This window comes from Mycolicibacterium smegmatis (assembly GCF_001457595.1).
GTDB lineage: Bacteria > Actinomycetota > Actinomycetes > Mycobacteriales > Mycobacteriaceae > Mycobacterium > Mycobacterium smegmatis.
Genome location: NZ_LN831039.1, coordinates 3,775,275 through 3,796,192, shown reverse-complemented (window position 1 = coordinate 3,796,192; position 20,918 = coordinate 3,775,275). Strand labels below are relative to the sequence as shown.

Annotated in this window: 20 protein-coding genes; 17 read left to right on the top strand and 3 right to left on the bottom strand. The window is 68.0% G+C overall.

Features of this window, described 5'->3' with window-relative positions:
• Positions 1 to 118 precede the first annotated feature (118 nt).
• The 7 genes from AT701_RS18290 to AT701_RS18260 all read left to right on the top strand — a co-directional run bounded on the left by AT701_RS18290 (position 119) and on the right by AT701_RS18260 (position 7,383).
• Positions 119 to 1,645, top strand: coding sequence for a carboxylesterase/lipase family protein (locus tag AT701_RS18290; RefSeq protein ID WP_058126359.1), 1,527 nt, complete (start codon positions 119 to 121; stop codon positions 1,643 to 1,645).
• A 21-nt stretch (positions 1,646 to 1,666) separates the two neighbouring features.
• Positions 1,667 to 2,590, top strand: coding sequence for a sterol desaturase family protein (locus AT701_RS18285; protein WP_003895122.1), 924 nt, complete (start codon positions 1,667 to 1,669; stop codon positions 2,588 to 2,590).
• Between the two features lie 27 nt (positions 2,591 to 2,617).
• Complete coding sequence (locus AT701_RS18280) at positions 2,618 to 3,124, top strand: cation:proton antiporter regulatory subunit (protein WP_011729245.1); 507 nt, start codon at positions 2,618 to 2,620, stop codon at positions 3,122 to 3,124.
• 2 nt (positions 3,125 to 3,126) lie between these two features.
• Entirely contained in the window at positions 3,127 to 4,272 is a 1,146-nt protein-coding gene (locus AT701_RS18275) for a cation:proton antiporter (RefSeq protein ID WP_011729244.1), read from the top strand.
• A 51-nt stretch (positions 4,273 to 4,323) separates the two neighbouring features.
• Entirely contained in the window at positions 4,324 to 5,739 is a 1,416-nt protein-coding gene (locus AT701_RS18270) for an NAD(P)/FAD-dependent oxidoreductase (protein ID WP_058127659.1), read from the top strand.
• A gap of 149 nt (positions 5,740 to 5,888) precedes the next feature.
• Positions 5,889 to 6,515 (top strand): LysM peptidoglycan-binding domain-containing protein, encoded by a 627-nt coding sequence (locus AT701_RS18265; protein ID WP_011729242.1) that lies wholly within the window; start codon positions 5,889 to 5,891, stop codon positions 6,513 to 6,515.
• 175 nt (positions 6,516 to 6,690) lie between these two features.
• The gene (locus tag AT701_RS18260) at positions 6,691 to 7,383 is read left to right on the top strand and encodes an Rv1815 family serine proteinase (RefSeq protein ID WP_058126358.1); all 693 of its coding nucleotides are present in this window, start codon (positions 6,691 to 6,693) and stop codon (positions 7,381 to 7,383) included.
• 19 nt (positions 7,384 to 7,402) lie between these two features.
• Here the strand turns inward: AT701_RS18260 and AT701_RS18255 are convergent, their stop codons facing one another.
• Complete coding sequence (locus AT701_RS18255; RefSeq protein ID WP_058126357.1) at positions 7,403 to 7,846, bottom strand: nitroreductase/quinone reductase family protein; 444 nt, start codon at positions 7,844 to 7,846, stop codon at positions 7,403 to 7,405.
• 114 nt (positions 7,847 to 7,960) lie between these two features.
• On the opposite strand from AT701_RS18255, the gene AT701_RS18250 reads away from it, so the two are divergent.
• From AT701_RS18250 to AT701_RS18240, 3 genes are read left to right on the top strand one after another with little or no spacing between them, the layout of a single operon-like run.
• A complete protein-coding gene (locus tag AT701_RS18250) occupies positions 7,961 to 8,644 on the top strand; it encodes a TetR/AcrR family transcriptional regulator (protein ID WP_058126356.1) in 684 nt (227 codons plus the stop codon).
• Between the two features lie 44 nt (positions 8,645 to 8,688).
• A complete protein-coding gene (locus AT701_RS18245) occupies positions 8,689 to 9,183 on the top strand; it encodes a VOC family protein (RefSeq protein ID WP_011729238.1) in 495 nt (164 codons plus the stop codon).
• Positions 9,180 to 10,679: an FAD-binding protein gene (locus AT701_RS18240; protein WP_058126355.1), complete on the top strand. Its 1,500-nt coding sequence runs from the start codon at positions 9,180 to 9,182 to the stop codon at positions 10,677 to 10,679. The genes AT701_RS18245 and AT701_RS18240 overlap by 4 nt, the downstream gene beginning before the upstream one ends.
• Positions 10,680 to 10,692: 13 nt before the next feature.
• Here the strand turns inward: AT701_RS18240 and AT701_RS18235 are convergent, their stop codons facing one another.
• Both AT701_RS18235 and AT701_RS18230 read right to left on the bottom strand, forming a co-directional pair.
• Positions 10,693 to 12,633 (bottom strand): ABC transporter ATP-binding protein/permease, encoded by a 1,941-nt coding sequence (locus AT701_RS18235; protein ID WP_058126354.1) that lies wholly within the window; start codon positions 12,631 to 12,633, stop codon positions 10,693 to 10,695.
• Between the two features lie 13 nt (positions 12,634 to 12,646).
• Complete coding sequence (locus AT701_RS18230) at positions 12,647 to 14,572, bottom strand: ABC transporter ATP-binding protein/permease (protein ID WP_011729235.1); 1,926 nt, start codon at positions 14,570 to 14,572, stop codon at positions 12,647 to 12,649.
• Between the two features lie 98 nt (positions 14,573 to 14,670).
• On the opposite strand from AT701_RS18230, the gene secA2 reads away from it, so the two are divergent.
• From secA2 to garA, 7 genes are all read left to right on the top strand, one after another.
• Positions 14,671 to 17,025: an accessory Sec system translocase SecA2 gene (gene secA2, locus AT701_RS18225; RefSeq protein ID WP_058126353.1), complete on the top strand. Its 2,355-nt coding sequence runs from the start codon at positions 14,671 to 14,673 to the stop codon at positions 17,023 to 17,025.
• 23 nt (positions 17,026 to 17,048) lie between these two features.
• Positions 17,049 to 17,675, top strand: coding sequence for a CDP-alcohol phosphatidyltransferase family protein (locus AT701_RS18220; protein ID WP_003895108.1), 627 nt, complete (start codon positions 17,049 to 17,051; stop codon positions 17,673 to 17,675).
• A 10-nt stretch (positions 17,676 to 17,685) separates the two neighbouring features.
• Positions 17,686 to 18,609, top strand: coding sequence for a DUF881 domain-containing protein (locus AT701_RS18215; RefSeq protein ID WP_011729231.1), 924 nt, complete (start codon positions 17,686 to 17,688; stop codon positions 18,607 to 18,609).
• Positions 18,610 to 18,638: 29 nt separating this feature from the next.
• Positions 18,639 to 18,971 carry a small basic family protein gene (locus tag AT701_RS18210; RefSeq protein WP_003895106.1) on the top strand — a complete coding sequence of 111 codons (333 nt, stop codon included), beginning with the start codon at positions 18,639 to 18,641 and terminating at the stop codon, positions 18,969 to 18,971.
• A gap of 26 nt (positions 18,972 to 18,997) precedes the next feature.
• On the top strand, positions 18,998 to 19,831 hold the full coding sequence (locus AT701_RS18205) for a DUF881 domain-containing protein (RefSeq protein WP_003895105.1): 834 nt from the start codon (positions 18,998 to 19,000) through the stop codon (positions 19,829 to 19,831).
• A gap of 22 nt (positions 19,832 to 19,853) precedes the next feature.
• The gene (gene gcvH / locus AT701_RS18200; protein ID WP_003895104.1) at positions 19,854 to 20,249 is read left to right on the top strand and encodes a glycine cleavage system protein GcvH; all 396 of its coding nucleotides are present in this window, start codon (positions 19,854 to 19,856) and stop codon (positions 20,247 to 20,249) included.
• Positions 20,250 to 20,425: 176 nt separating this feature from the next.
• The gene (garA, locus tag AT701_RS18195; protein WP_014877774.1) at positions 20,426 to 20,902 is read left to right on the top strand and encodes a glycogen accumulation regulator GarA; all 477 of its coding nucleotides are present in this window, start codon (positions 20,426 to 20,428) and stop codon (positions 20,900 to 20,902) included.
• Positions 20,903 to 20,918: the final 16 nt, after the last annotated feature.

Genomic DNA, 20,918 nt, shown 5'->3' with positions numbered 1-20,918 from the left:
TTTCTCGGTCGCGACGCAAATCCGCAGTTCAGACCGGATTGCCGGGAGGCGTCGGTATCGTGGATGCCGCTTGTCGATCGTACCGATTTCAACGTCCAGGCAACGACGAGGAGGTCAGATGGCGAACGCCGCCCGGATCGCCGACGGCCCGGTCGCCGAGACCGGATACGGTCCTGTCCGCGGCACGGACGACGGAACCGCGAAGGCATGGCTGGGCATCCGCTACGCACGCGCCCCGATCGGTGAATTGCGTTGGCGCGCACCGGAACCGCCGGCGTCATGGCATGACGTGTTCGACGCGACGAGGGTGGGCCCGGTCTGCCCGCAGGCCACCGACGCGAGGATCCCGATCGACCTCGGCGGCAAGCAGGACGAGGACAGTCTGGTGCTCAACGTGTGGGCCCCGTCGGGGTGCAGGCCCGGCGACCGCAGGCCCGTGATGGTGTGGGTGCACGGCGGGGCCTACGTGCTGGGCTCGGCGAGCCAGCCGCTCTACCGGGGCCGCGTGCTGGCGTCGGAAGGCGACGTCGTGGTGGTCACCGTCAACTACCGGCTCGGCCCCTTCGGTTTCCTCGACCTGTCCGAGTACAGCAGCCGCGCCATGCGGTTCGACACCAACCTCGGACTGCGTGACGTGATCTTCGCGCTGCAGTGGGTGCGCGACAACATCGCGGCCTTCGGCGGCGACCCCAGCCGCGTGACGCTGTTCGGGGAATCGGCCGGCGGCGGCATGATCACGACCCTGCTCGCCAGCCCCGCCGCCGAAGGTCTGTTCTCGGCCGCGATCGCCCAGAGCTCACCCGCGACGTCGGTGTACGTCGAGCGGCTCCTGATCGAACCCGACGATGCCGCGCGGCTGGCTCACGTGCCGATCCCCGCCATCCTCGGCGCGTCCCAGCAGATCTTCAACGAGGTGCCCGCGCAGAGCCCGGGCACCCTGGCGTTCGCGCCGATTGTCGACGGTGACGTGGTTCCCGACTATCCCGTGCAGGCCGCCCGTGCCGGGCGCACCCATCGGGTGCCGCTGATCATCGGCACCAACAAACACGAGGCATCGCTGTTCCGGTGGATGAAGTCGCCGCTCATGCCCATCACGCCCGAGGCGATCCGGGCCATGTTCGAGGGGATCGCCTCCGAGCAGCCCGGACTCGCGCTGCCCACCGAGGAGGAGATCCGCGCGGCCTACACCGGCATGCGCACCAAGGCCATCGGCATGGGTGTCGCGCGCGACATCGGGTTCCGGATGCCGACGCTGTGGTTCGCCGACGGACACAGCACGTCGGCGCCGGTCTACCTGTACCGCTTCGACTTCGCCACGCCGATGTTGCGGCTGCTGCGGCTGGGCGCCGCGCACGCCACCGAACTGCCGTACGTCTGGGGAAATCTGGTTGCCGGACCCAAGGATCCGACGTTCAAGCTGGGCGGGCTCAAACAGGGTAGGAAGGTCTCGCAGCGTATTCGGCGGCGCTGGGTGAACTTCGCGACCACGGGCGAGCCGACCGGGGCGCTGGGTGAACCGGTCTGGCGCCGCTACCGGCGCGAGGACCGGGCCGCGCTGGTGATCGACAAGCAGGACAAGACGGTCACGGACCTCGACCAGCAGTTGCAGGCGGCGTGGGGTGACCAGGTACTCAACTTCCGGTAACTGGGCTACGCTGCCGGGCTGATGGACACGTTGCGCTCCGTGCTGGAGTTCCTGCCGCCGCCGATGCGGGATCCCGTGATGTTCGCGATCCCGTTCTTCCTGCTGCTGCTGACGATCGAGTGGACCGCCGCGCGCCGGTTGGAGCATGTCGACCCGGCCGAAGGCGACCGTGCGCCCGCAGGCGCGTTCCATACCAGGGACGCGTGGACCAGCGTGTCGATGGGGCTGGTGTCGGTCGCGACCACGGCCGGCTGGAAGCTGTTGGCGCTGCTGGGATACGCGGTGCTCTACGCCTATGTCGCGCCGTGGCAGCTGCCCGCGGACAAGTGGTACACGTGGGTGATCGCGCTGCTCGGGGTGGATCTGCTGTGGTACACCTACCACCGCGTGGCGCACCGGGTGCGGCTGATCTGGGCGACGCACCAGGCGCACCATTCCAGCGAATACTTCAACTTCGCCACGGCGCTGCGCCAGAAGTGGAACAACAGCGGTGAGATCGTGGCGTGGATCCCGTTGCCGCTGTTGGGCATTCCACCCTGGGTGGTGTTCGCGGCGTTCTCGGTGAACCTCATCTACCAGTTCTGGGTGCACACCGAGCGCATCGGGAAACTCCCCAGACCCATCGAGTTCGTCTTCAACACCCCGTCGCACCACCGCGTGCACCACGGGAGCGACGAGCTCTACCTGGACCGCAACTACGGCGGCATCCTCATCATCTGGGACCGGTTGTTCGGCACGTTCCAGGAAGAGGTGTTCCGCCCGCGCTACGGGCTGACCAAGCCTGTCGGGACCTACAACATCTGGAAGCTGCAGACCCACGAATACGTCGCGATCGCGCACGACGTCCGCAGCGCCCGCCGGTGGACCGACCGGCTGGGGTATGTGTTCGGCCCGCCGGGGTGGACCCCGGCGCGTACCTGTGAAACCACCGAAGTCACCACCTGAGCGCGGCGGAGTTCGCAGTATGGGGGGATGGATGTCAGAGAGGTACTGCTACCCGGCGTCGGCCTGAGGTTCGAGTTCGAGAACCACGACGGTGACCGCATCGGCGTCATCGCGTTGCGCACGGGCGATTTCGAGGTGGTGGTCTACCCGCACGAAGACCCCGATCAGGCGCAGCGCGTGTTCCGGCTGACCGACGAGGAAGCCGACGCGCTCGCACAGATCCTCGGCGCGCCGCGCATCGCCGAGAAGTTCGCCGAACTCACCAGTGAGGTGCCCGGCCTCGATGCCGGCCAGGTCACCATCCGTCCCGGCAGCCCGTTCGTCGACCGTCCGCTCGGGGACACCAAGGCCCGCACCAGAACCGGGGCGTCCATCGTCGCGATCGTCCGCGACGACGAGGTCCTGGCCTCGCCGGGCCCGTCGGAACTGCTGCGCGCCGGTGACGTGCTGGTGGTGATCGGCACGGTGGCCGGGATCGCCGGCGTGGGGGAGATCGTCGCCAACGGCGACGTTTCCGGTCCTGCACAGGACTGACCGTGGAGGTATCGGGGGCTCTACTTCTCGAACTCGGCGTCATCCTGGTCGCGTTGACGGTGCTGGGCACCGCGGCGCGCCGGTTCGCCCTCTCACCCATCCCGCTGTATCTGGTCGCCGGTCTCGCGCTGGGTGAAGGGGGCCTCGCGCCGGTGCCCGCGACCGTCGAATTCGTCAACACCGGTGCGTCGATCGGCGTGGTGCTGCTGTTGCTCACCCTGGGGCTGGAGTTCTCGATCGGCGAGTTTGCCAGCAGCCTGCGCCGCCATCTGCCCTCGGCGTGGATCGATCTGGTGCTCAACGCACTTCCCGGCGCGATCGCCGGCTGGCTGCTGGATCTCGGCGCCGTCGGCATCCTCGCCCTGGCCGGCGTCACCTATATCTCGTCGTCCGGTGTCATCGCGCGCCTGCTCGGCGATCTGCGCCGGCTCGGCAACCGCGAGACGCCCGCGGTGCTGTCGATCCTGGTGCTCGAGGACTTCGCGATGGCCGCCTACCTCCCACTGCTGGCGGTGCTCGCCGCGGGCGGGACCCTGTTGCATGCGCTGCTGGGCATGGCCGTCGCGATCGCCGCGCTGGTGGTGGCGTTCGTGGTGTCCTACCGGTGGGGCCACCACGTGACACGGTTCGTATCGCACCCCGACAACGAACAACTCCTGCTGCGCGTGCTCGGCCTCACGCTGATCGTCGCGGCCCTCGCCGAATTCATCCACGCCTCCGCCGCGGTCGGGGCGTTCCTGGTGGGCCTCACCCTCACCGGGGACTCCGCCCACCGCGCGCGGTTGGTGCTGAGCCCGTTGCGTGACCTGTTCGCGGCGATCTTCTTCCTCGCGATCGGTCTCTCGGTGCATCCTTCGGACCTGATACCCATGCTGCCCGCGGCATTCGTGCTCGCGGTGGTCACCGCGGGTACCAAGGTGCTCACGGGACAATTCGCCGCGCGACGCGACGGTGTCGCGCGGGCCGGTCAGTTGCGCGCGGGCACCGCCCTGATCGCCAGGGGCGAGTTCTCGCTCGTGATCATCGGTCTCGTCGGCCAGACCTACGAGCGCCTGGAGGCCATCGCGACGCCGTACGTGTTCATCCTCGCCATCGCCGGGCCGGTGCTGACCCGCTACCTGGGTGCGCGCCCCGTGGTGCGCACGTGACCCGGCACCGAACGCACGCGGCGGCCGGTGCCACCCCGTAGTCTGCGCATCGTGCAAACCGTCTTCGATGCCGATGTGGACCCTGCCCTGCTCGACCGCGCCCTCGCCGCGACGACGTTCGGTTCGATGTGGCTCGACGTACCACGGCCGGAGTATCCGGCCCTGACCCAGCCGGTCAGCTGCGACCTGGTGGTGATCGGCGCGGGATACACCGGGTTGTGGACCGCCCTGCACGCAGCGGAACGCCATCCGGACCGGCGCATCGTGGTGATCGATTCCAACCGGGTCGGCTGGGCCGCGTCAGGACGCAACGGCGGCTTCGTCGACGCCAGCCTCACCCACGGCGCCGAGAACGGAAAGTCGCGCTGGCCGAACGAGATCGGCAAACTCGACGCCCTGGGCCTGGAGAACCTCGACGGTATGCAGGCCGACATCGAGCGTCTGGGTCTCGACGTCGAGTGGCAGCGCACGGGCATGCTCACCGTGGCCACCGAACCGCACCAGCGCGCGTGGCTGGCCGAAGCGGCCGCCGAGGGGGAAGGCGTTTTCCTGGACACCGCCGAAGTGCGTGCCCAGGTCAACTCGCCGACGTATCAGGCCGGGCTGTTCAGTGCGGACACCTGCGCCATCGTGCACCCCGCGAAGCTGGCACTGGAACTGGCACGCGCGTGCACCGAGGCCGGTGTGCAGATCTACGAACACACCACCGCGCGCTCCATCAACTCCGGTGGCGCGGTGCTGCGCATCGAAACCGGGGACACCGGCGACACCGTGATCACCGCGCGCCAGGCGGTGCTGGCCACGAATGTGTTCCCGAGCCTGTTGCGGCGCAACCGCTTCCACACGGTCCCGGTCTATGACTATGTGCTGGCGACCGAACCGCTGACCCCAGAACAGCTGGACCGGATCGGGTGGCAGGGCCGCCAGGGGGTGGGGGACAGCGCCAACCAGTTCCACTACTACCGGCTCACCATGGACAACCGCATCGTGTGGGGCGGCTACGACGCGATCTACCACTTCGGCCGCAAGGTCAAGGACGCCTACGAGGATCGGCCCGCCACCTACCGCAAGCTCGCGGCGCACTTCTTCCTCACGTTCCCGCAACTCGACGACGTGCGGTTCACCCATCGCTGGGCCGGTGCGATCGACACCAACACCCGCTTCTGCGCGCACTGGGGGCTGGCCCGTAACGGTCGGGTGGCCTACGTCAACGGGTTCACCGGTCTGGGCGTCGCGGCGACGCGTTTCGCCGCGGACGTGTGCCTGGACCTGCTCGACGGCCGCAGCACCGAACGCACCGGGCTGGAGATGGTGCGCAAGCGCCCTCTTCCGTTCCCTCCGGAACCTCTGGCAAGCATCGGGATCCAGGCCACACGCTGGTCGCTGGACCGTGCCGACCACTCTGCTGGCAAACGCAACTTTTTCCTTCGGGCACTCGACACGCTGGGGCTCGGTTTCGATTCGTGACCAAAGAACGGCACTCTACCTGCGTTTTTTGATCGTTGAAGCCGTCATATATGCGTGTCGAGTTTGAATTTCGTGGAGAGTAATGCCCCATAAGCAAAGCTATCGTCAGTAAGCTCGTGCGGGTCAGTGACGAAGGAAAGGGGAGTCGCGTGGGCGACACTTTGACGGCAGGACAGAAATTGGAGAGAGGGGGGTCGCTGCAATCCGGCAACGGCGCTTACACGCTGACGTTGCAGGACGACGGCAACCTGGTGCTGTACGCCCGCGACAAGGCTGTCTGGTCGACCGGCACCAACGGGCAGGACGTCGTGCGTGCCGAGGTGCAGACCGACGGCAACTTCGTGCTGTACACCGCCGAGAAGCCCGTGTGGCACACGGACACCAAGGGCAAGAAGGAAGTCAAGCTCGTCCTTCAGGACGACCGGAACCTGGTGCTGTACGCCAAGGACGGACCGGCGTGGTCGTCGAAGACCGATACCACCGAGCCGCCGCCACCGGCGCCCGAGCCCGAGAAGGAGGCCGAGGTCGCCCCCGCGGCGGCCGAAGAGGCTGCTCCGGCTCCGGTTGCCGAGCCCGCGCCCGCCGAGCCGGCGCCGGCTGCGCCGCCGCCGGCTCCGCCCGCACCCCGCACGTACACCGTGGTCTCGGGCGACACGCTGTGGGCGATCGCCGAGCGGTTCTACGGAGACGGCAGCAAGTACCAGCAGATCGCTGATGCCAGCGGCATCGCCAATCCCGACCTGATCCACCCCGGGCAGGTCCTGACGATCCCCTGACCTGCGGTAACGCAATACAGCGCCGGTAGCGAGCGGCGGCCCGGGCCATCTGGTCCGGGCCGCCGTCCGCTGTTGCGGGCCAGTTCTCACGTCCGGCATCACCATTCGCAGGCGCAACATTCGCCTCACCGGTACGCTGTCAAGATAACGACACCGCAAACGAACGGAGACGACTGTGCGTCAGTTGTTATCTCACACGTTGCGGGCACTGCCGGTGTTCTTCATGATGGCAGCGCTTTCCGCCTGGCCCTCACATGCGGACCCGGGAGTGCAGGTCTTCCCGGGCATGGAGATACGGCAGGACAGCAATCTCTGCACGATCGGCTTCATCGATCCGGTGGCCCGGGTCGCGTTCACGGCCGGTCACTGCCGGGGCAGCGGTTCGGTGGGCGATCGCAACGGGAACGTCATCGGCATGCAGGCCGCGTTCCACGACAACACCCCGAACGGGGCCACCGTGGACACCAACCATGTGATCTCCGACTGGGAGACGATCCAGCTCGCGGGTGACGTGGGGATCAACCCGGCGTTGCCCACGGGGCGAATCCTGGTGGAGGATCCGGCGATCGGTGCCGCACCCGGAATGCCGGTGTGCCACTTCGGCGTCGTCACCGGCGAGAGTTGCGGCACCGTCGAGGCCGTCAACAACGGGTGGTTCACGATGGCCAACGGCGTCGTGAGTGCCCGTGGTGATTCCGGCGGCCCGGTCTACACGGTCACGCCCGACGGACGCGCCGTGATCCTCGGCCTGTTCAACAGCACCTGGGGTCAGTATCCGGCCGCGGTGTCCTGGCCCAGTGTGAGCGGCGCGGCACGCCACACCATCGTGCAGGCATCGGCCGACTCGGCCGATCTGTTTGTGCAGTAACCGAAGTCGGTGATCTCGGTCAGCTCGTCTCGACGAGTGCGAACACCGGGATGTGCGGTGCCGCCGCGCGCAACTGCTCGGCCGACGACTTCGGCGTCAGATCGGCCATGTGCCCCTTGACCTCCCAGTACCACCGGTCGAGATAGCGCTTCAGCAGTGTGGGTTTCGCGTCATCGGCGATCTCGGCGATCTGTGCCGTGCGGCGGCGCCGGCGCGGTCCGATCTCCACGACACCCGCGGCCCTGGCGTTGCGGACCCATTCGGTCTCGCCGCGCGGTGCGACCACGTACCGGTGACCGTCGACCGTCATCAGGTTGACCACCACGCTGCGGAACTTGCCGCTGCGCCTGCCACGCACCCGCAGCGCGGTCGAACCCGCGATGCTCACGCCGTGTTCGGCCAGCCAACGGATGAGCGTATTGGCTGCGCGGGCCACTGGGCCGGGTTCGTCATACCTGGTCATGCGGGATGTCCCTTCGTGAATATCCACAAATGTGATCAGTGCTCTCGTTTTGATGGTGGCACGGGGCCCCGGGAAATTCAAGAGCGGTGATCTCGTTTCTGGCACACTGACCGCGTGGGCAAGCGTCAGGAGAGCCGGGAACGCATCGAGGCGGCGATCGTCGAGATCGGCAGGCGGCACCTCGCGACCGAGGGGGCGGCAGGGCTTTCGCTGCGGGCCGTCGCCCGCGACCTCGGGATGGTGTCGTCGGCCGTCTACCGGTACGTCGCCAGTCGCGACGAGTTGCTCACCCTGCTCGTGGTGGACGCCTACACCGAACTCGCCGACGCCGTGGCGGCCGCGGTCGCCGACGTCGGCGGGGCCCGCTGGCGATCGCAGATCCGCGCGATCGCGCACGCAACCCGGAACTGGGCACTGGATCAGCCCGCGCGCTGGGCGCTGCTCTACGGAAGCCCGGTGCCCGGTTACCACGCCCCGGCCGAGCGCACCGTGGTGCCCGGTACGCGGGTGGTGGTCGCGCTGTTCGCCGCGGTGGCCAGGGGTATTGCCGAAGGGGACATACCGGCGACCGAAGAGACCGTCGCGCAACCGCTTTCGGGCGACTTCGCCCGGTTGCGGGCCGAGTTCAGGCTCCACGTCGACGACGCCACCATGGCCAGGTGCTTCGCGCTGTGGGCCGGGTTGATCGGGGCGGTGAGCCTCGAGGTGTTCGGTCAGTACGGCGCCGACACCCTCACCGACCCGCGCCAGTTGTTCGACCTCCAGATCGATTCACTCACCGGCGCGCTCACAAACTAGAACACGTTCTAGCCTTCGCGTCGGTACGGGGATATCCTCATGGCGTGCCGAATCAGACACCTGTCCAGATCGCCTGGGTGACCCGCGACCTGGACCGCACCGAGCAGGCGCTGACCACGCTGCTGGGGGCGCGCCGCTGGATCCGCATGCCCGCGGTCCGCTTCGGCCCGGACACATGCACGCACCGCGGCCGCCCCGCGGACTTCACCGCCGACGTCGCGCTGAGCTACGCAGGTGACATCCAGCTCGAGGTCATCGCACCGGTGGACGGTGAGAGCGTGTACACCGAGTTCCTGGACCGCTGCGGCCCGGGCCTGCACCACGTGTGCCTCGAGATGCCCGACACCGAGGCGTTCGACGAGCGGCTGCGCGCCGCCGCCCGCGACGGCACCCCCGCGGTGTGCCACGGTGAGTTGGCCGGCGGTATGCGCTTCGCGTACCTGTCGGCCGCGGACGCCGGTGTGCCGTATCAGGAAATCGCTTACTTCCCGCCCGAGATCCGGGCGTTCTTCGATTATGTGAAACAGGAGCAACAGTGAACGAGATCCCCGACGTTGTCAACGCCGTCGATGTCGAGGCCTGGCGTGACGAGGCGGCCGACGAAGTCGATGTCGTGGTGATCGGCTTCGGCATCGCAGGCGGTTGTGCTGCGGTCAGCGCCGCTGCCGCGGGCGCGCGGGTCCTGGTCCTGGAACGCGCGGCAGCAGCCGGCGGTACCAGCGCGATGGCCGGCGGCCACTTCTACCTCGGTGGCGGCACCACGGTGCAGCGGGCAACGGGACACGACGACACCCCCGACGAGATGTACAAGTACCTCGTCGCGGTCGCCAAGGATCCCGACCACGCCAAGATCCGCGCGTACTGCGACGGCAGCGTCGAACACTTCAACTGGCTCGAAGCCCTCGGATTCGAGTTCGAGCGCACCTACTACCCCGGCAAGGTCGTGGTGCCGCCCGGCACCGAGGGCCTGTCCTACACCGGCAACGAGAAGGTGTGGCCGTACCGCGAACAGGCCAGGCCCGCCCCGCGCGGCCACTCGGTTCCGGTGCCCGGCGAACTCGGCGGTGCCGCGATGGTGATCGACCTGCTGCTCAAGCGCGCCGAGGAACTCGGCGTCGAGATCCGCTACGAGCACGGCGTGACCAACCTCGTGGTCGACGACGGTGCCGTGGCGGGGGTGAAGTGGAAGCACTTCGGCGAAACCGGTTGTGTCAAAGCCAGATCGGTGATCATCGCCGCGGGTGGTTTCGCGATGAACCCCGAGATGGTCGCGCAGTACACGCCCGCTCTGGGCGCCAAACGCAAGACCAAGCACCACGGTGAGGTCGAGCCCTACATCCTGGGCAATCCCAACGACGACGGCCTGGGCATCCGCCTCGGTGTCTCGGCCGGCGGGGTGGCCAGGGACATGGACCAGTTGTTCATCACCGCGGCCGCCTACCCGCCCGAGATCCTGCTGACCGGGATCATCGTCAACAACCGTGGTGAACGGTTCGTCGCCGAGGATTCCTATCATTCCCGCACCTCGGCGTTCGTACTCGAACAACCCGATCAGGAGGCCTATCTGATCGTCGACGAGGCACACATGGAAATGCCCGCCATGCCGCTGATCAAGTTCATCGACGGCTACGAGACCGTCGAGGAGATGGCCACGGCCCTCGGCATCCCGGTGGAAAACCTGACCGCGACGCTGCAGCGCTACAACGAGAACGCCAGGCGCGGTGAGGATCCGGACTTCCACAAGGACCCCGCCTACGTCGCACCGCAGGACTCCGGGCCGTGGGCCGCGTTCGACCTGTCGCTCGGACGCGCGATGTACTCCGGGTTCACCATGGGCGGGCTGACCGTGTCGATCGACGGCGAGGTGCTGCGCGAGGACGGCAGCGCCATCCCCGGTCTGTACGCCGCGGGCGCGTGCGCGTCCAACATCGCCCAGGACGGCAAGGGGTACGCCAGCGGCACCCAGCTCGGGGAGGGATCGTTCTTCGGCAGGCGCGCCGGTGCCCACGCGGCGTCGCGCGTGCGCGTCGGCTGACCGGCGCCGTCTCTCAGGGCCGCTCGGCGACGGCGGTGAGCTCCCACCGCCCGTCGCCGAGCAGTGCCAACTGCCGGTCGTGATGCCGGTTGACACTGTCACGGTGGCTCACCGACACCACGATGGTCTCCGGAAGTTCATGGCGCAGCGTCGAATACAGCGCGAACTCCTGTCCGGCGTCCAGTGCCGAGGTGGCCTCGTCGAGGAACACCGCGCACGGCCGCGCGAGCAGTAACCGCGCGAACGCGATGCGCTGCTGCTCGCCGGGCGAGAGCACCTTCGCCCAGTCCGCGACGGTGTCCAGCTGCGTGGCCAGATGACCCAGTGTCACCGCGTCGAGCGCCGCGCGGATCCTGGTGTCGTCGTAGGCATCCGGCGGCGACGGATAACACACGACGCTGCGCAGATCCCCGAGTGGGGCATAGGGCAGCTGCGACAGGAACATCACGCTGTACTGCTCGCCGGTCTGCTCACCGGGCTTGTCGCCCGGGAAGCGCGCGGTCCCGGCGCTGTACGGCCACAGCTGCGCGAGGCTGCGCAGCATGGTCGTCTTCCCGGTGCCCGACGGTCCCGTGACCACCAGCCAGTCACCTGGCGCAAGCCGCATGTCCAGGTCTGCCAGCAGCACCTCGCCAGACGGTGAGCGCACCTCGACGTCTTCGAGTTCGACACCACCGTCGGTACTTCGCCCGGTCGCCAGACGCGGTAGCGCCCTTGCCTGTTCGTTGGCGGCCACCAGCCCGTCGAGGCGGATGATCGCCGCGCGGTAGCCCGCGAACGCGTCGTACACGGCGCGGAAGAAGCTCAGTGAACTCTGCACCCTGGCGAACGCGCTCGACGACTGCGTGACGTCGCCGAGTTGCAGCTCGCCTGCGAACAACCGGGGCGCCTGCACGATCAACGGGAGCGGTTCGATGATCTGGCTGATCGAGCGGTTCCAGCCGAGGAAAGCCACGCCGCGCAGCACGAGCCTGCGGTAGTTCGCGATGATGCGGGCGAACCGGTCTGCGAGCGTGGCGCGTTCGCTGCGCTCGCCGCGGTAGAAGCCGACGGCCTCGGCGGCATCGCGGATCCGCACGAGCGCGTACCGGAACGCGGCGTTGGTCAACTCGTTGCGGAACGTCAGGCGGATGATCGGCCTGCCGATCCAGATCGCGATGACCGTGGTGACCGCCACCCAGAGCAGGGCGATCCAGAACAGGGCCTTGGGGACCGTGACACCGAGAATCGTCAACGGCCCCGCGAGATTCCACAGGATCGGTGTGAACGCCACCACCGAGATGATCGAGTACACCGAACCGAACAGCAGGGTCTGTGACGTGGCGACCGTGGGCGTGTTGGTCTCGGGTCCGGTGCCGGTGGTGAAGATGTCGATGTCCTGCTGGATGCGCTGATCGGGGTTGTCGACGGGCTCACCGCCGAACGCGTCGATGAACCTGCCGCGGTAGTACGCCCGATCGTCGAGCCAGTCGCCGGTCAGGCGGTCGGTGAGCCACACGCGCCAGCGAATGATGAAGTACTGCATGAGATACAGGTCGAGCAGCGTGCGGGTGATGTCGGCCGCGACGAGCAGGCCGAAGATCAGGATCGACTTCCAGAACCCGGCGATCCCGGAGTCGCGCACCGCGTCGTCGCCTGCGCCCGCGCCGGTGAAGGCCACCTGCAGCGCGGTCGCCTGATCGTTGGCGTAGTAGCTGAACAACACGTCCATGCGCACCGACACCATGACCGACAGCAGCAGCACGCCCAGCAGCGTCCACACCGGGATGCTCTCGCGCCCAACGAAATAGCCTCCGGTGACGCGCCAGAACTGCCTGCCCCAGGTGGTGAACCGCGCGATCAGCGTGAGCACGACGATCAGCACCGCGGCGCTGATCGCCCACCCCTTTGCGACCCAGATCAACGACGCCAGGATCTCGTTGCCCCAGTCGAGCGACTGGGTGAACATCTCCATGGCGGGAGATTACCTAGACCAGCGCCTGTTTCGGGTTCTCGTTCGTCCGGCCGAGCCGCCAGTCGCCGTCACCCAGCAGCTGCAGTTCGTGGGTGTGATGCTGCTCGACCGTGGTGCGGTGGCTGACACTGACCAGGATGGTGTCGGGCAACTCGGTGCGCACGAGTTGGTACAGCAGGAATTCCAGCCCCTCGTCGAGCGCCGAGGTGGACTCGTCGAGGAAGACCACCTTGGGTTTGGTGAGCAGGATGCGCGCGAACGCGATGCGCTGCTGCTCGCCGGGGGAGAGCACCTTGGCCCAGTCCTGCACCTCGTCGAGGCGTTCGACCAGATGTGGCAGCGCGACCTTGTTGAGCGTGTGCGCGAGCTTCTCGTCGCTCACCGAGCCCTCCGGTGCCGGGTAGGTCACCACGGCACGCAGATCGCCCAGCGGCACGTACGGCATCTGCGACAGGAACATGGTCTCGTTGGGGCCGCACGGTCGGGTCAGCGTGCCGGAGGTGAACGGCCACAGTTCGGCCAGGCTGCGCAGCAGCGTGGTCTTGCCGCTTCCCGACGGGCCGGTGATCACCAGCGTGTCGCCGACCTCGAGGCGCATGTCGAGCGGCTTGATGAGCTGGCGGCCGTCCGGTGTGCGGACCTCGACGTCCTTGAGTTCGACCGTGCCGTCGACGCACGCGGTGGTGGTCACCTCGGGCAGCGCGCGGGCCTCCTCGTTGGCCACCACCAGACCGTGCAGACGGATGATCGCCGCGCGGTAGCCGGCGAACTGGTCGTAGGCGTTGCGGAAGAACGACAGGCCGTCCATGAGATTGCGGAACGCGCTGGCGGTCTGCGTCAGCCCACCCAGGGTGACCTCGCCGTTGAAGAACCGCGGGAACTGCACGATGTAGGGGATGAGCTCCTGGGCCTGGCTGACCGACAGGTTCCAGCCGTAGAACTTGGCCATCCGGTTGATGTAGCGCTTGTAGTTCGACACGACAGGCGCGAACAGCCGCCGCAGGCCCGTGCGTTCGGCGAACTCGCCGCGGTAGAAGGCCACGGCCTCGGCGGCGTCGCGCATGCGCACCAGCGCGTAACGGAACGCGGCGTTGAACTTCTCGTTGTCGAACGCCAGCCAGATGATGGGGCGGCCGATCCAGAACGCGATCACGGTGGCCACCACCACGTAGAGGATGCCGATGAAGAACATCGCCCGCGGCAGCTCGACCCCGATCAGCGGCAGGGTCAGGTTGCCCGACAGGTTCCACAGAATCGCGGTGAACGAAATCATCGAGGCGATCGCGTTGACCGCACCGAACAACAGCGTCGCGGTCGAGGTGTTGTTCGGCGTGTTGGGCGTCGGGCCGACACCTGCGGTGAAGATGTCGATGTCGGTCTGGATACGTTGATCCGGGTTGTCGATGGTGTCGTCGATGAACCGCGACCGGTAGTAGGCCTTGCCGTCGAGCCAGTCGCTGGTGAGCCGCGCGGTCAGCCACTGGCGCCAGGCCAGCATGAACCGCTGCGCCATGAACAGGTCCAGCATGATGCGGCCGACGTTGAGCGCGGCAAGGATCGTGAACACCGTCAGCGACATCCAGAAGCCGTCCTTGCCGGACGTGCGGACCGCCTCGTCGCCGCTCGCGACGCCTTCTGCGATGACCTGGAAGCTGGTCATCATGTCGTTGCCCTGGTAGGTGAACAGCACCGAAAGGCGCACACCCGTGATCACCGACAGCAACAGCGCCGCGAGCCACACCCACACCTTGATGCTGTCGGCGCCGGTGAAGTATCCGCTGGTGATGCGCCAGTACTGCCTGCCCCACGTCGTGAAGCGCACGAGCAGTGCGAGGACCGCCAACGTGCACACCGCCGCGATCGCCCAGCCCTTGGCGATCCAGATCAGCGATGTGAGGAGCTCGTTGCTCCAGTCGAGAGTGGGGCTGAACATTCCCATGCGGGCAAGGTACCGCGCGATCCTGCGTCAGGCGTGGCCGAGGCACAACTGACGCCGTGGCGAATGAGTCCTGGCGAACCTCCGCGTACCGTAAACGTGTGCCGAAGACGTCCAGCGCCAAACCGGGGCGCTTGAGTAGCAAGTTCTGGAAGCTGTTGGGTGCCAGCATCGAGCGGAATCAGGCCCGCTCGCTGTCGGAGGTCAAAGGTGCGGCCGACTTCGAGAAGAAGGCCGCCGACCTCGACGACGAGCAGCTCACCAAGGCCGCCAAGCTGCTGAAACTCGAAGACCTGGCCGGAGCGTCGGACATCACGCAGTTTCTCGCGATCGCGCGGGAGGCCGCCGAGCGCACCACGGGGCTTCGCCCGTTCGACGTGCAGCTGCTGGCCGCCCTGCGCATGCTCGCGGGCGACGTCGTGGAGATGGCCACGGGTGAGGGCAAGACGCTGGCCGGTGCGATCGCCGCGGCCGGTTACGCGCTCGGCGGACGCCGCGTCCACGTCATCACCATCAACGACTACCTCGCGCGCCGCGACGCCGAATGGATGGGCCCGCTGCTCAAGGCGCTCGGGCTCACGGTCGGCTGGATCACGGCCGACTCCACGGCCGACGAGCGCCGCGAGGCCTACCAGTGCGACGTGACGTATGCGTCGGTCAACGAGATCGGCTTCGACGTGCTGCGCGATCAGCTGGTCACCGACGTCGCCGACCTGGTGTCGCCGAACCCGGACGTCGCGCTGATCGACGAGGCCGACTCGGTGCTGGTCGACGAGGCGCTCGTGCCGCTCGTGCTGGCGGGCACCAGCCACCGCGAACAGCCGCGTGTCGAGATCATCCGGATGGTCGGCGAGCTCGAGGCGGGCAAGCACTACGACACCGACGCCGAGAGCCGCAACGTGCACCTCACCGAGGCCGGGGCCCGCGTCATGGAGGCCAAGCTCGGCGGCATCGACCTGTACTCCGAGGAGCACGTGGGCACCACGCTCACCGAGATCAACGTGGCGCTGCACGCCCACGTGCTGCTGCAGCGCGACGTGCACTACATCGTGCGCGACGACGCCGTGCACCTGATCAACGCGTCGCGCGGGCGCATCGCGTCGCTGCAGCGCTGGCCCGACGGGCTGCAGGCCGCGGTGGAGGCCAAGGAGGGCATCGAGACCACCGAGACCGGCGAGGTGCTCGACACCATCACGGTGCAGGCGCTCATCAACCGGTACCCGCGCGTGTGCGGCATGACCGGCACGGCGCTCGCGGCCGGTGAGCAGCTGAGGCAGTTCTACAAGCTCGGTGTCTCGCCGATCCCGCCGAACACCCCCAACATCCGCAAGGACGAACCCGACCGGGTCTACATCACGGCCGCGGCCAAGATCGACGCGATCGTCGAGCACATCGCCGAGGTGCACAAGACCGGGCAGCCCGTGCTGGTCGGCACCCACGACGTCGCCGAGTCCGAGGAACTGCACGAGAAGCTCCTGAAGGCCGGGGTGCCCGCCGTCGTGCTCAACGCCAAGAACGACGCGGAAGAGGCCGCGGTGATCGCCGAGGCAGGCAAGCTCGGCGCCGTCACCGTGTCGACGCAGATGGCAGGCCGCGGCACCGACATCCGGCTCGGCGGCTCCGACGTCGGTGACGACGACGCCGAGAAGAAGAAGGTCGCCGAACTGGGTGGCCTGCACGTCGTCGGCACCGGTAGGCACCACACCGAGCGGCTCGACAACCAGTTGCGCGGGCGCGCGGGACGCCAGGGTGACCCCGGTTCGTCGGTGTTCTTCTCCAGCTGGGAGGACGACGTCGTCGCCGCGCACCTCGAACGCAGCAAGCTGCCGATGGAGACCGACCCGGACGCCGGCGACGGCCGGATCATCGCGCCGCGCGCCGCGAGCCTGCTCGACCACGCGCAGCGCGTCGCCGAGGGCCGGCTGCTCGACGTGCACGCCAACACGTGGCGCTACAACCAGTTGATCGCCCAGCAGCGCGCCATCATCGTCGAGCGCCGCGAGACCCTGCTGCGCACCGACACCGCGCGCGAAGAGCTCAAGGAACGCTCGCCCGAGCGGTACGCCAAGCTGGCCGAGGAACTCGGCGAGGACGCCGAGGAGCGGCTGGAGAAGATCTGCCGGTTGATCATGCTGTACCACCTCGACCGTGGCTGGTGTGAGCATCTGGCGTTCCTCGCCGACATCCGCGAGAGCATCCACCTGCGGGCACTGGGCAGGCAGAATCCGCTCGACGAGTTCCACCGCATGGCCGTCGACGCGTTCGCCTCACTGGCCGCCGACGCCATCGAGGCCGCCCAGCAGACGTTCGAGACCGCGGAGTCGGTCGCCGACGAACCGGGCGTCGACCTGTCGAAACTCGCGCGGCCCACCTCGACGTGGACCTACATGGTCCACGACAACCCGCTGGCCGACGACACGATGTCGGCGCTGAGCCTGCCGGGTGTGTTCCGCTAGGCCCCAGCCATTAGGTTCTAGGCATGGAAGACGCGCCTGCTGCCCAGGGCGGGAGCGCGGTGCCTGCGGCGGACGAGGGGCGCGACCGGGTGCTGACGGTACCCAACGTGCTGAGCTTCGTGCGCCTGCTGCTGGTGCCCGTGTTCCTGTACCTGCTGCTGGTCGCGCACGCGCAGGGCTGGGCCGTCGCGGTCCTGATGTTCAGCGGTTTCTCCGACTGGGCCGACGGCAAGATCGCCCGGCTGGTCGCCAACCAGTCGTCGCGGCTCGGCGAGCTGCTCGACCCGCTGGTGGATCGCATCTACATGGTGACCGTCCCGGTCGCGCTCGCGCTCTACGGCGCGGTGCCGTGGTGGCTCGTGCTGACGCTTCTGGGCCGTGACGCCGTGCTCGCCGCGACGCTTCCCGTGTTGCGCAGTCGCGGTCTGGCGGCGCTGCCCGTCACCTACATCGGCAAGGCCGCGACGTTCGCGCTGATGTCGGGATTCCCGCTGGTGCTGCTGGGACAGTGGGATGCGCTGTGGAGCCGGGTCGTGCTGGCGTGCGGCTGGGCGTTTTTGATCTGGGGGCTGCTGCTGTACCTGTGGTCGGCGGTGCTGTACCTGATGCAGGTCGTCCTGGTGGTGCGGCGGATGGATCCGGTTCGATGAGCAGGGCCCGATGAGCACGCTCGGCGGGTACGGCTCGTTCACCCGTCCGTACACCGACCCCAACGCGGGCCTCAACCGCCACGAGGCCGGCGCGCCGACCCGCATCCCGGTGCCGTCGCTGCTGCGGTCGCTGCTGTCGGAGCACCTCGATCCCGGCTACGCCGCGGCCGCCGAGGAACGCAAGGCCGGAAAGCCCCCGCGCAAGCGTGTCTTCGAATGGGGCTGGGAGGTGCTCGCGGCCCTGGCGATCGCCGCGGTCTTCGCGATCGCGGCGGCCCAGGTGCAGCTCGCTGCGCCTGCGGCGCGGGAGGCCCAGCACGCGCTCGCGGCGCGGGTGCGCGCCGCCGAGACCGCGGCCGATCAGTCCGGCGCCGAGCGCAACGCCCTGGCCGAGGCGGTCGACACCGAGCAGCGCAGGCGCCTCGGCATGGACGCCGACGGTCAGCGGTTGCTCGACGATCTCGACTCGGCGAACGTCGCCGCCGCGGCTGTTCCGATGATCGGTCCGGGGCTCACCGTCACGGTCACGGATCCGGGTATGTCGCGCGATCTCAGCGACGTGTCCAAGCAACGCGTCGCGGGCAGCCAGCAGGTCATCCTCGACCGGGATCTGCAACTGGTGGTCAACTCGCTGTGGGCCAGCGGAGCGGAGGCCATCTCCGTGGGCGGCGTGCGCGTGGGGGCCGGGGTCACCATTCGGCAGGCCGGCGGCGGCATCCTGGTCGACAATCAACCGATCACCAGTCCGTACGAGATCGTGGCGATCGGCCCGCCGAACGCCATGGCGCAGGTGTTCGACCGCAGCCCCGCGCTGCAGCGCCTGCGGCTGTTGGAGACCTCGTACGGCGCAGGGGTCAACGTGAGCATGGGCGACGGCCTCGACGTGCCCGCGGTCGCGGTGCGAGATGTCAGGTTCGGCAAGCAGATTGGATAGCAGTGGGTAGAACGGGATTGACGGACTAGATGATCGGGATCGTTGCTCTTGTCGTCGGCATCGTCCTGGGGCTGGTGTTCCGCCCCGACGTGCCGGAGGTCGTCGAGCCGTACCTGCCGATCGCCGTGGTCGCGGCGCTCGACGCGGTGTTCGGCGGGCTGCGTGCCTATCTGGAGAAGATCTTCGACTCCAAGGTGTTCGTGGTGTCGTTCGTGTTCAACGTGCTCGTGGCGGCCCTGATCGTGTACCTCGGTGACCAGCTGGGGGTGGGCACGCAGTTGTCGACCGCGATCATCGTGGTGCTGGGAATCCGGATCTTCGGAAACGCCGCGGCGTTGCGGCGCAGACTGTTCGGAGCCTGAGATTTTCCGATGTCCGGATTGTTGACATGACCGAGAACCCCGAGAACCCGACCGCGGCACCCACCGGTCGCGGTGCCGAACACCACGGCCGCCACGAGATGCCGGAACCCACCTCGCGGTTCCGGATGTTCAAGCGCGATCCCGCCGCGGCGCCCAAGACCCGTTCGCAGTTGATGTTCGGCGCGCTCGGCGTGCTGCTGTGCCTGCTGCTCGGCGTCGCGATCGTCACGCAGGTGCGCCAGAACGAATCCGGCGATTCGCTGGAGACCGCCAGGCCCGCGGACCTTCTCGTGTTGCTCGATTCACTTCAGCAACGCGAGGCGTCGCTCAACACCGAGGTGGCCGATCTGCGGCGCACGCTGCAGGAACTGCAGGCCTCCGGCAGCAGCGACCAGGCCGCGATCGAGAACGCCCAGGCCCGTCTGGCCGCGCTGTCGATCCAGATCGGCACGGTGGCGGCCACCGGGCCCGGTGTGACGTTGACCATCACCGACACCGGACCCGGCGTCTCGGCGGAGACCATGCTCGACGTCATCAACGAGTTGCGTGCGGCCGGAGCCGAGGCCATCGAGATCCGCGGCGGCGGTGACCAGCAGACCGCGGTGCGCGTCGGCGTCGACACCTGGATCGCGGGCACGCCCGGCGAGCTGATCTTCGACGACGTCACGGTGCGTCCGCCCTATTCGGTTCTCGCCATTGGGGATCCGCCCACCCTGGCCGCCGCGATGAACATCCCCGGCGGCGCGATGGACAGCGTCAAGCGTGTCGGCGGCACGATGGTGATACAACAAGCCGAGCAGGTCGACGTCACCGCCTTGCGGCAACCGAAACCGCGCCAATACGCTCAGCCCGTCAAATGACCCGGACAACACAAGGAGCGCCGTGAGCGAGATCCCAGCCGACCTGTACTACACCTCCGAGCACGAGTGGGTGTTGCGCACCGGTGACGACACGGTGCGCGTCGGCATCACCGACTACGCGCAGTCCGCCCTCGGCGACGTGGTGTTCGTCCAGCTGCCCGACGTCGGCGCCGACGTCGCCTCGGGCGACGCGTTCGGCGAGGTCGAATCCACCAAGTCGGTGTCGGATCTCTACGCACCGGTCACCGCGAAAGTCGTTGCCGTCAACGGTGATCTGGAAGGCAGCCCCGAGCTGGTCAACTCCGATCCGTACGGCGAGGGCTGGCTGGTCGACCTGCGGGTCGAGGCGGGCACCCTCGACGAGGCGCTCGGCGGTTTGCTGGACGCGGAGGGCTACCGCGCGGTCGTCACCGAGTGACGGATTGTTAGGGTTTTGCACGACCGGATCGACCGTGCCCGGCGCGCAGACATCCACCCCATCGGATCCGGCGGTGGTGAGTACAGCGACGCCCATTGCGCGGTACGGTCAACGTTAGACCGGCGACGGCCCAGGCCCCGTCGGGCAACGCCACAGCAGCCAGTGAGGAGCAGCGGGTGACGGACAAAGACAGCAATTTGGGGGCGGACCAGTCGGAGGATGTGACGGTAGAGACCACATCGGTCTTCCGCGCCGACTTCCTGAACGAACTGGACGCCCCCGCCGCGGCGGGTACCGAAGGCGCCGTGTCGGGCGTCGAGGGCCTGCCCTCGGGGTCGGCTTTGCTTGTCGTCAAGCGTGGACCGAACGCGGGGTCACGTTTCCTACTCGACCAGCCGACCACGTCGGCCGGTCGGCACCCCGACAGCGACATCTTCCTCGACGACGTCACCGTGAGCCGTCGGCACGCGGAGTTCCGCCTGGAGGGCGGCGAGTTCCAGGTGGTCGACGTGGGCAGCCTCAACGGCACCTACGTCAACCGTGAACCGGTCGATTCGGCCGTGCTCGCCAACGGCGACGAGGTGCAGATCGGCAAGTTCCGTCTGGTGTTCCTGACCGGGCCCAAGTCCGACGACAGCGGCTCGAACGCCTGACCCATGGCGGCGATGA

Excerpts from the sequence above, each read along its gene's own strand:
- AT701_RS18210 (WP_003895106.1), top strand. The coding sequence starts at position 18,639 with ATGATCGGGATCGTTGCTCTTGTCGTCGGCATCGTCCTGGGGCTGGTG.
- AT701_RS18285 (WP_003895122.1), top strand. The coding sequence starts at position 1,667 with ATGGACACGTTGCGCTCCGTGCTGGAGTTCCTGCCGCCGCCGATGCGG.
- AT701_RS18230 (WP_011729235.1), bottom strand. The coding sequence starts at position 14,572 with ATGGGAATGTTCAGCCCCACTCTCGACTGGAGCAACGAGCTCCTCACA.
- AT701_RS18255 (WP_058126357.1), bottom strand. The coding sequence starts at position 7,846 with ATGACCAGGTATGACGAACCCGGCCCAGTGGCCCGCGCAGCCAATACG.
- AT701_RS18290 (WP_058126359.1), top strand. The coding sequence starts at position 119 with ATGGCGAACGCCGCCCGGATCGCCGACGGCCCGGTCGCCGAGACCGGA.
- AT701_RS18220 (WP_003895108.1), top strand. The coding sequence starts at position 17,049 with ATGGAAGACGCGCCTGCTGCCCAGGGCGGGAGCGCGGTGCCTGCGGCG.
- AT701_RS18215 (WP_011729231.1), top strand. The coding sequence starts at position 17,686 with ATGAGCACGCTCGGCGGGTACGGCTCGTTCACCCGTCCGTACACCGAC.
- AT701_RS18205 (WP_003895105.1), top strand. The coding sequence starts at position 18,998 with ATGACCGAGAACCCCGAGAACCCGACCGCGGCACCCACCGGTCGCGGT.
- AT701_RS18280 (WP_011729245.1), top strand. The coding sequence starts at position 2,618 with ATGGATGTCAGAGAGGTACTGCTACCCGGCGTCGGCCTGAGGTTCGAG.
- AT701_RS18235 (WP_058126354.1), bottom strand. The coding sequence starts at position 12,633 with ATGGAGATGTTCACCCAGTCGCTCGACTGGGGCAACGAGATCCTGGCG.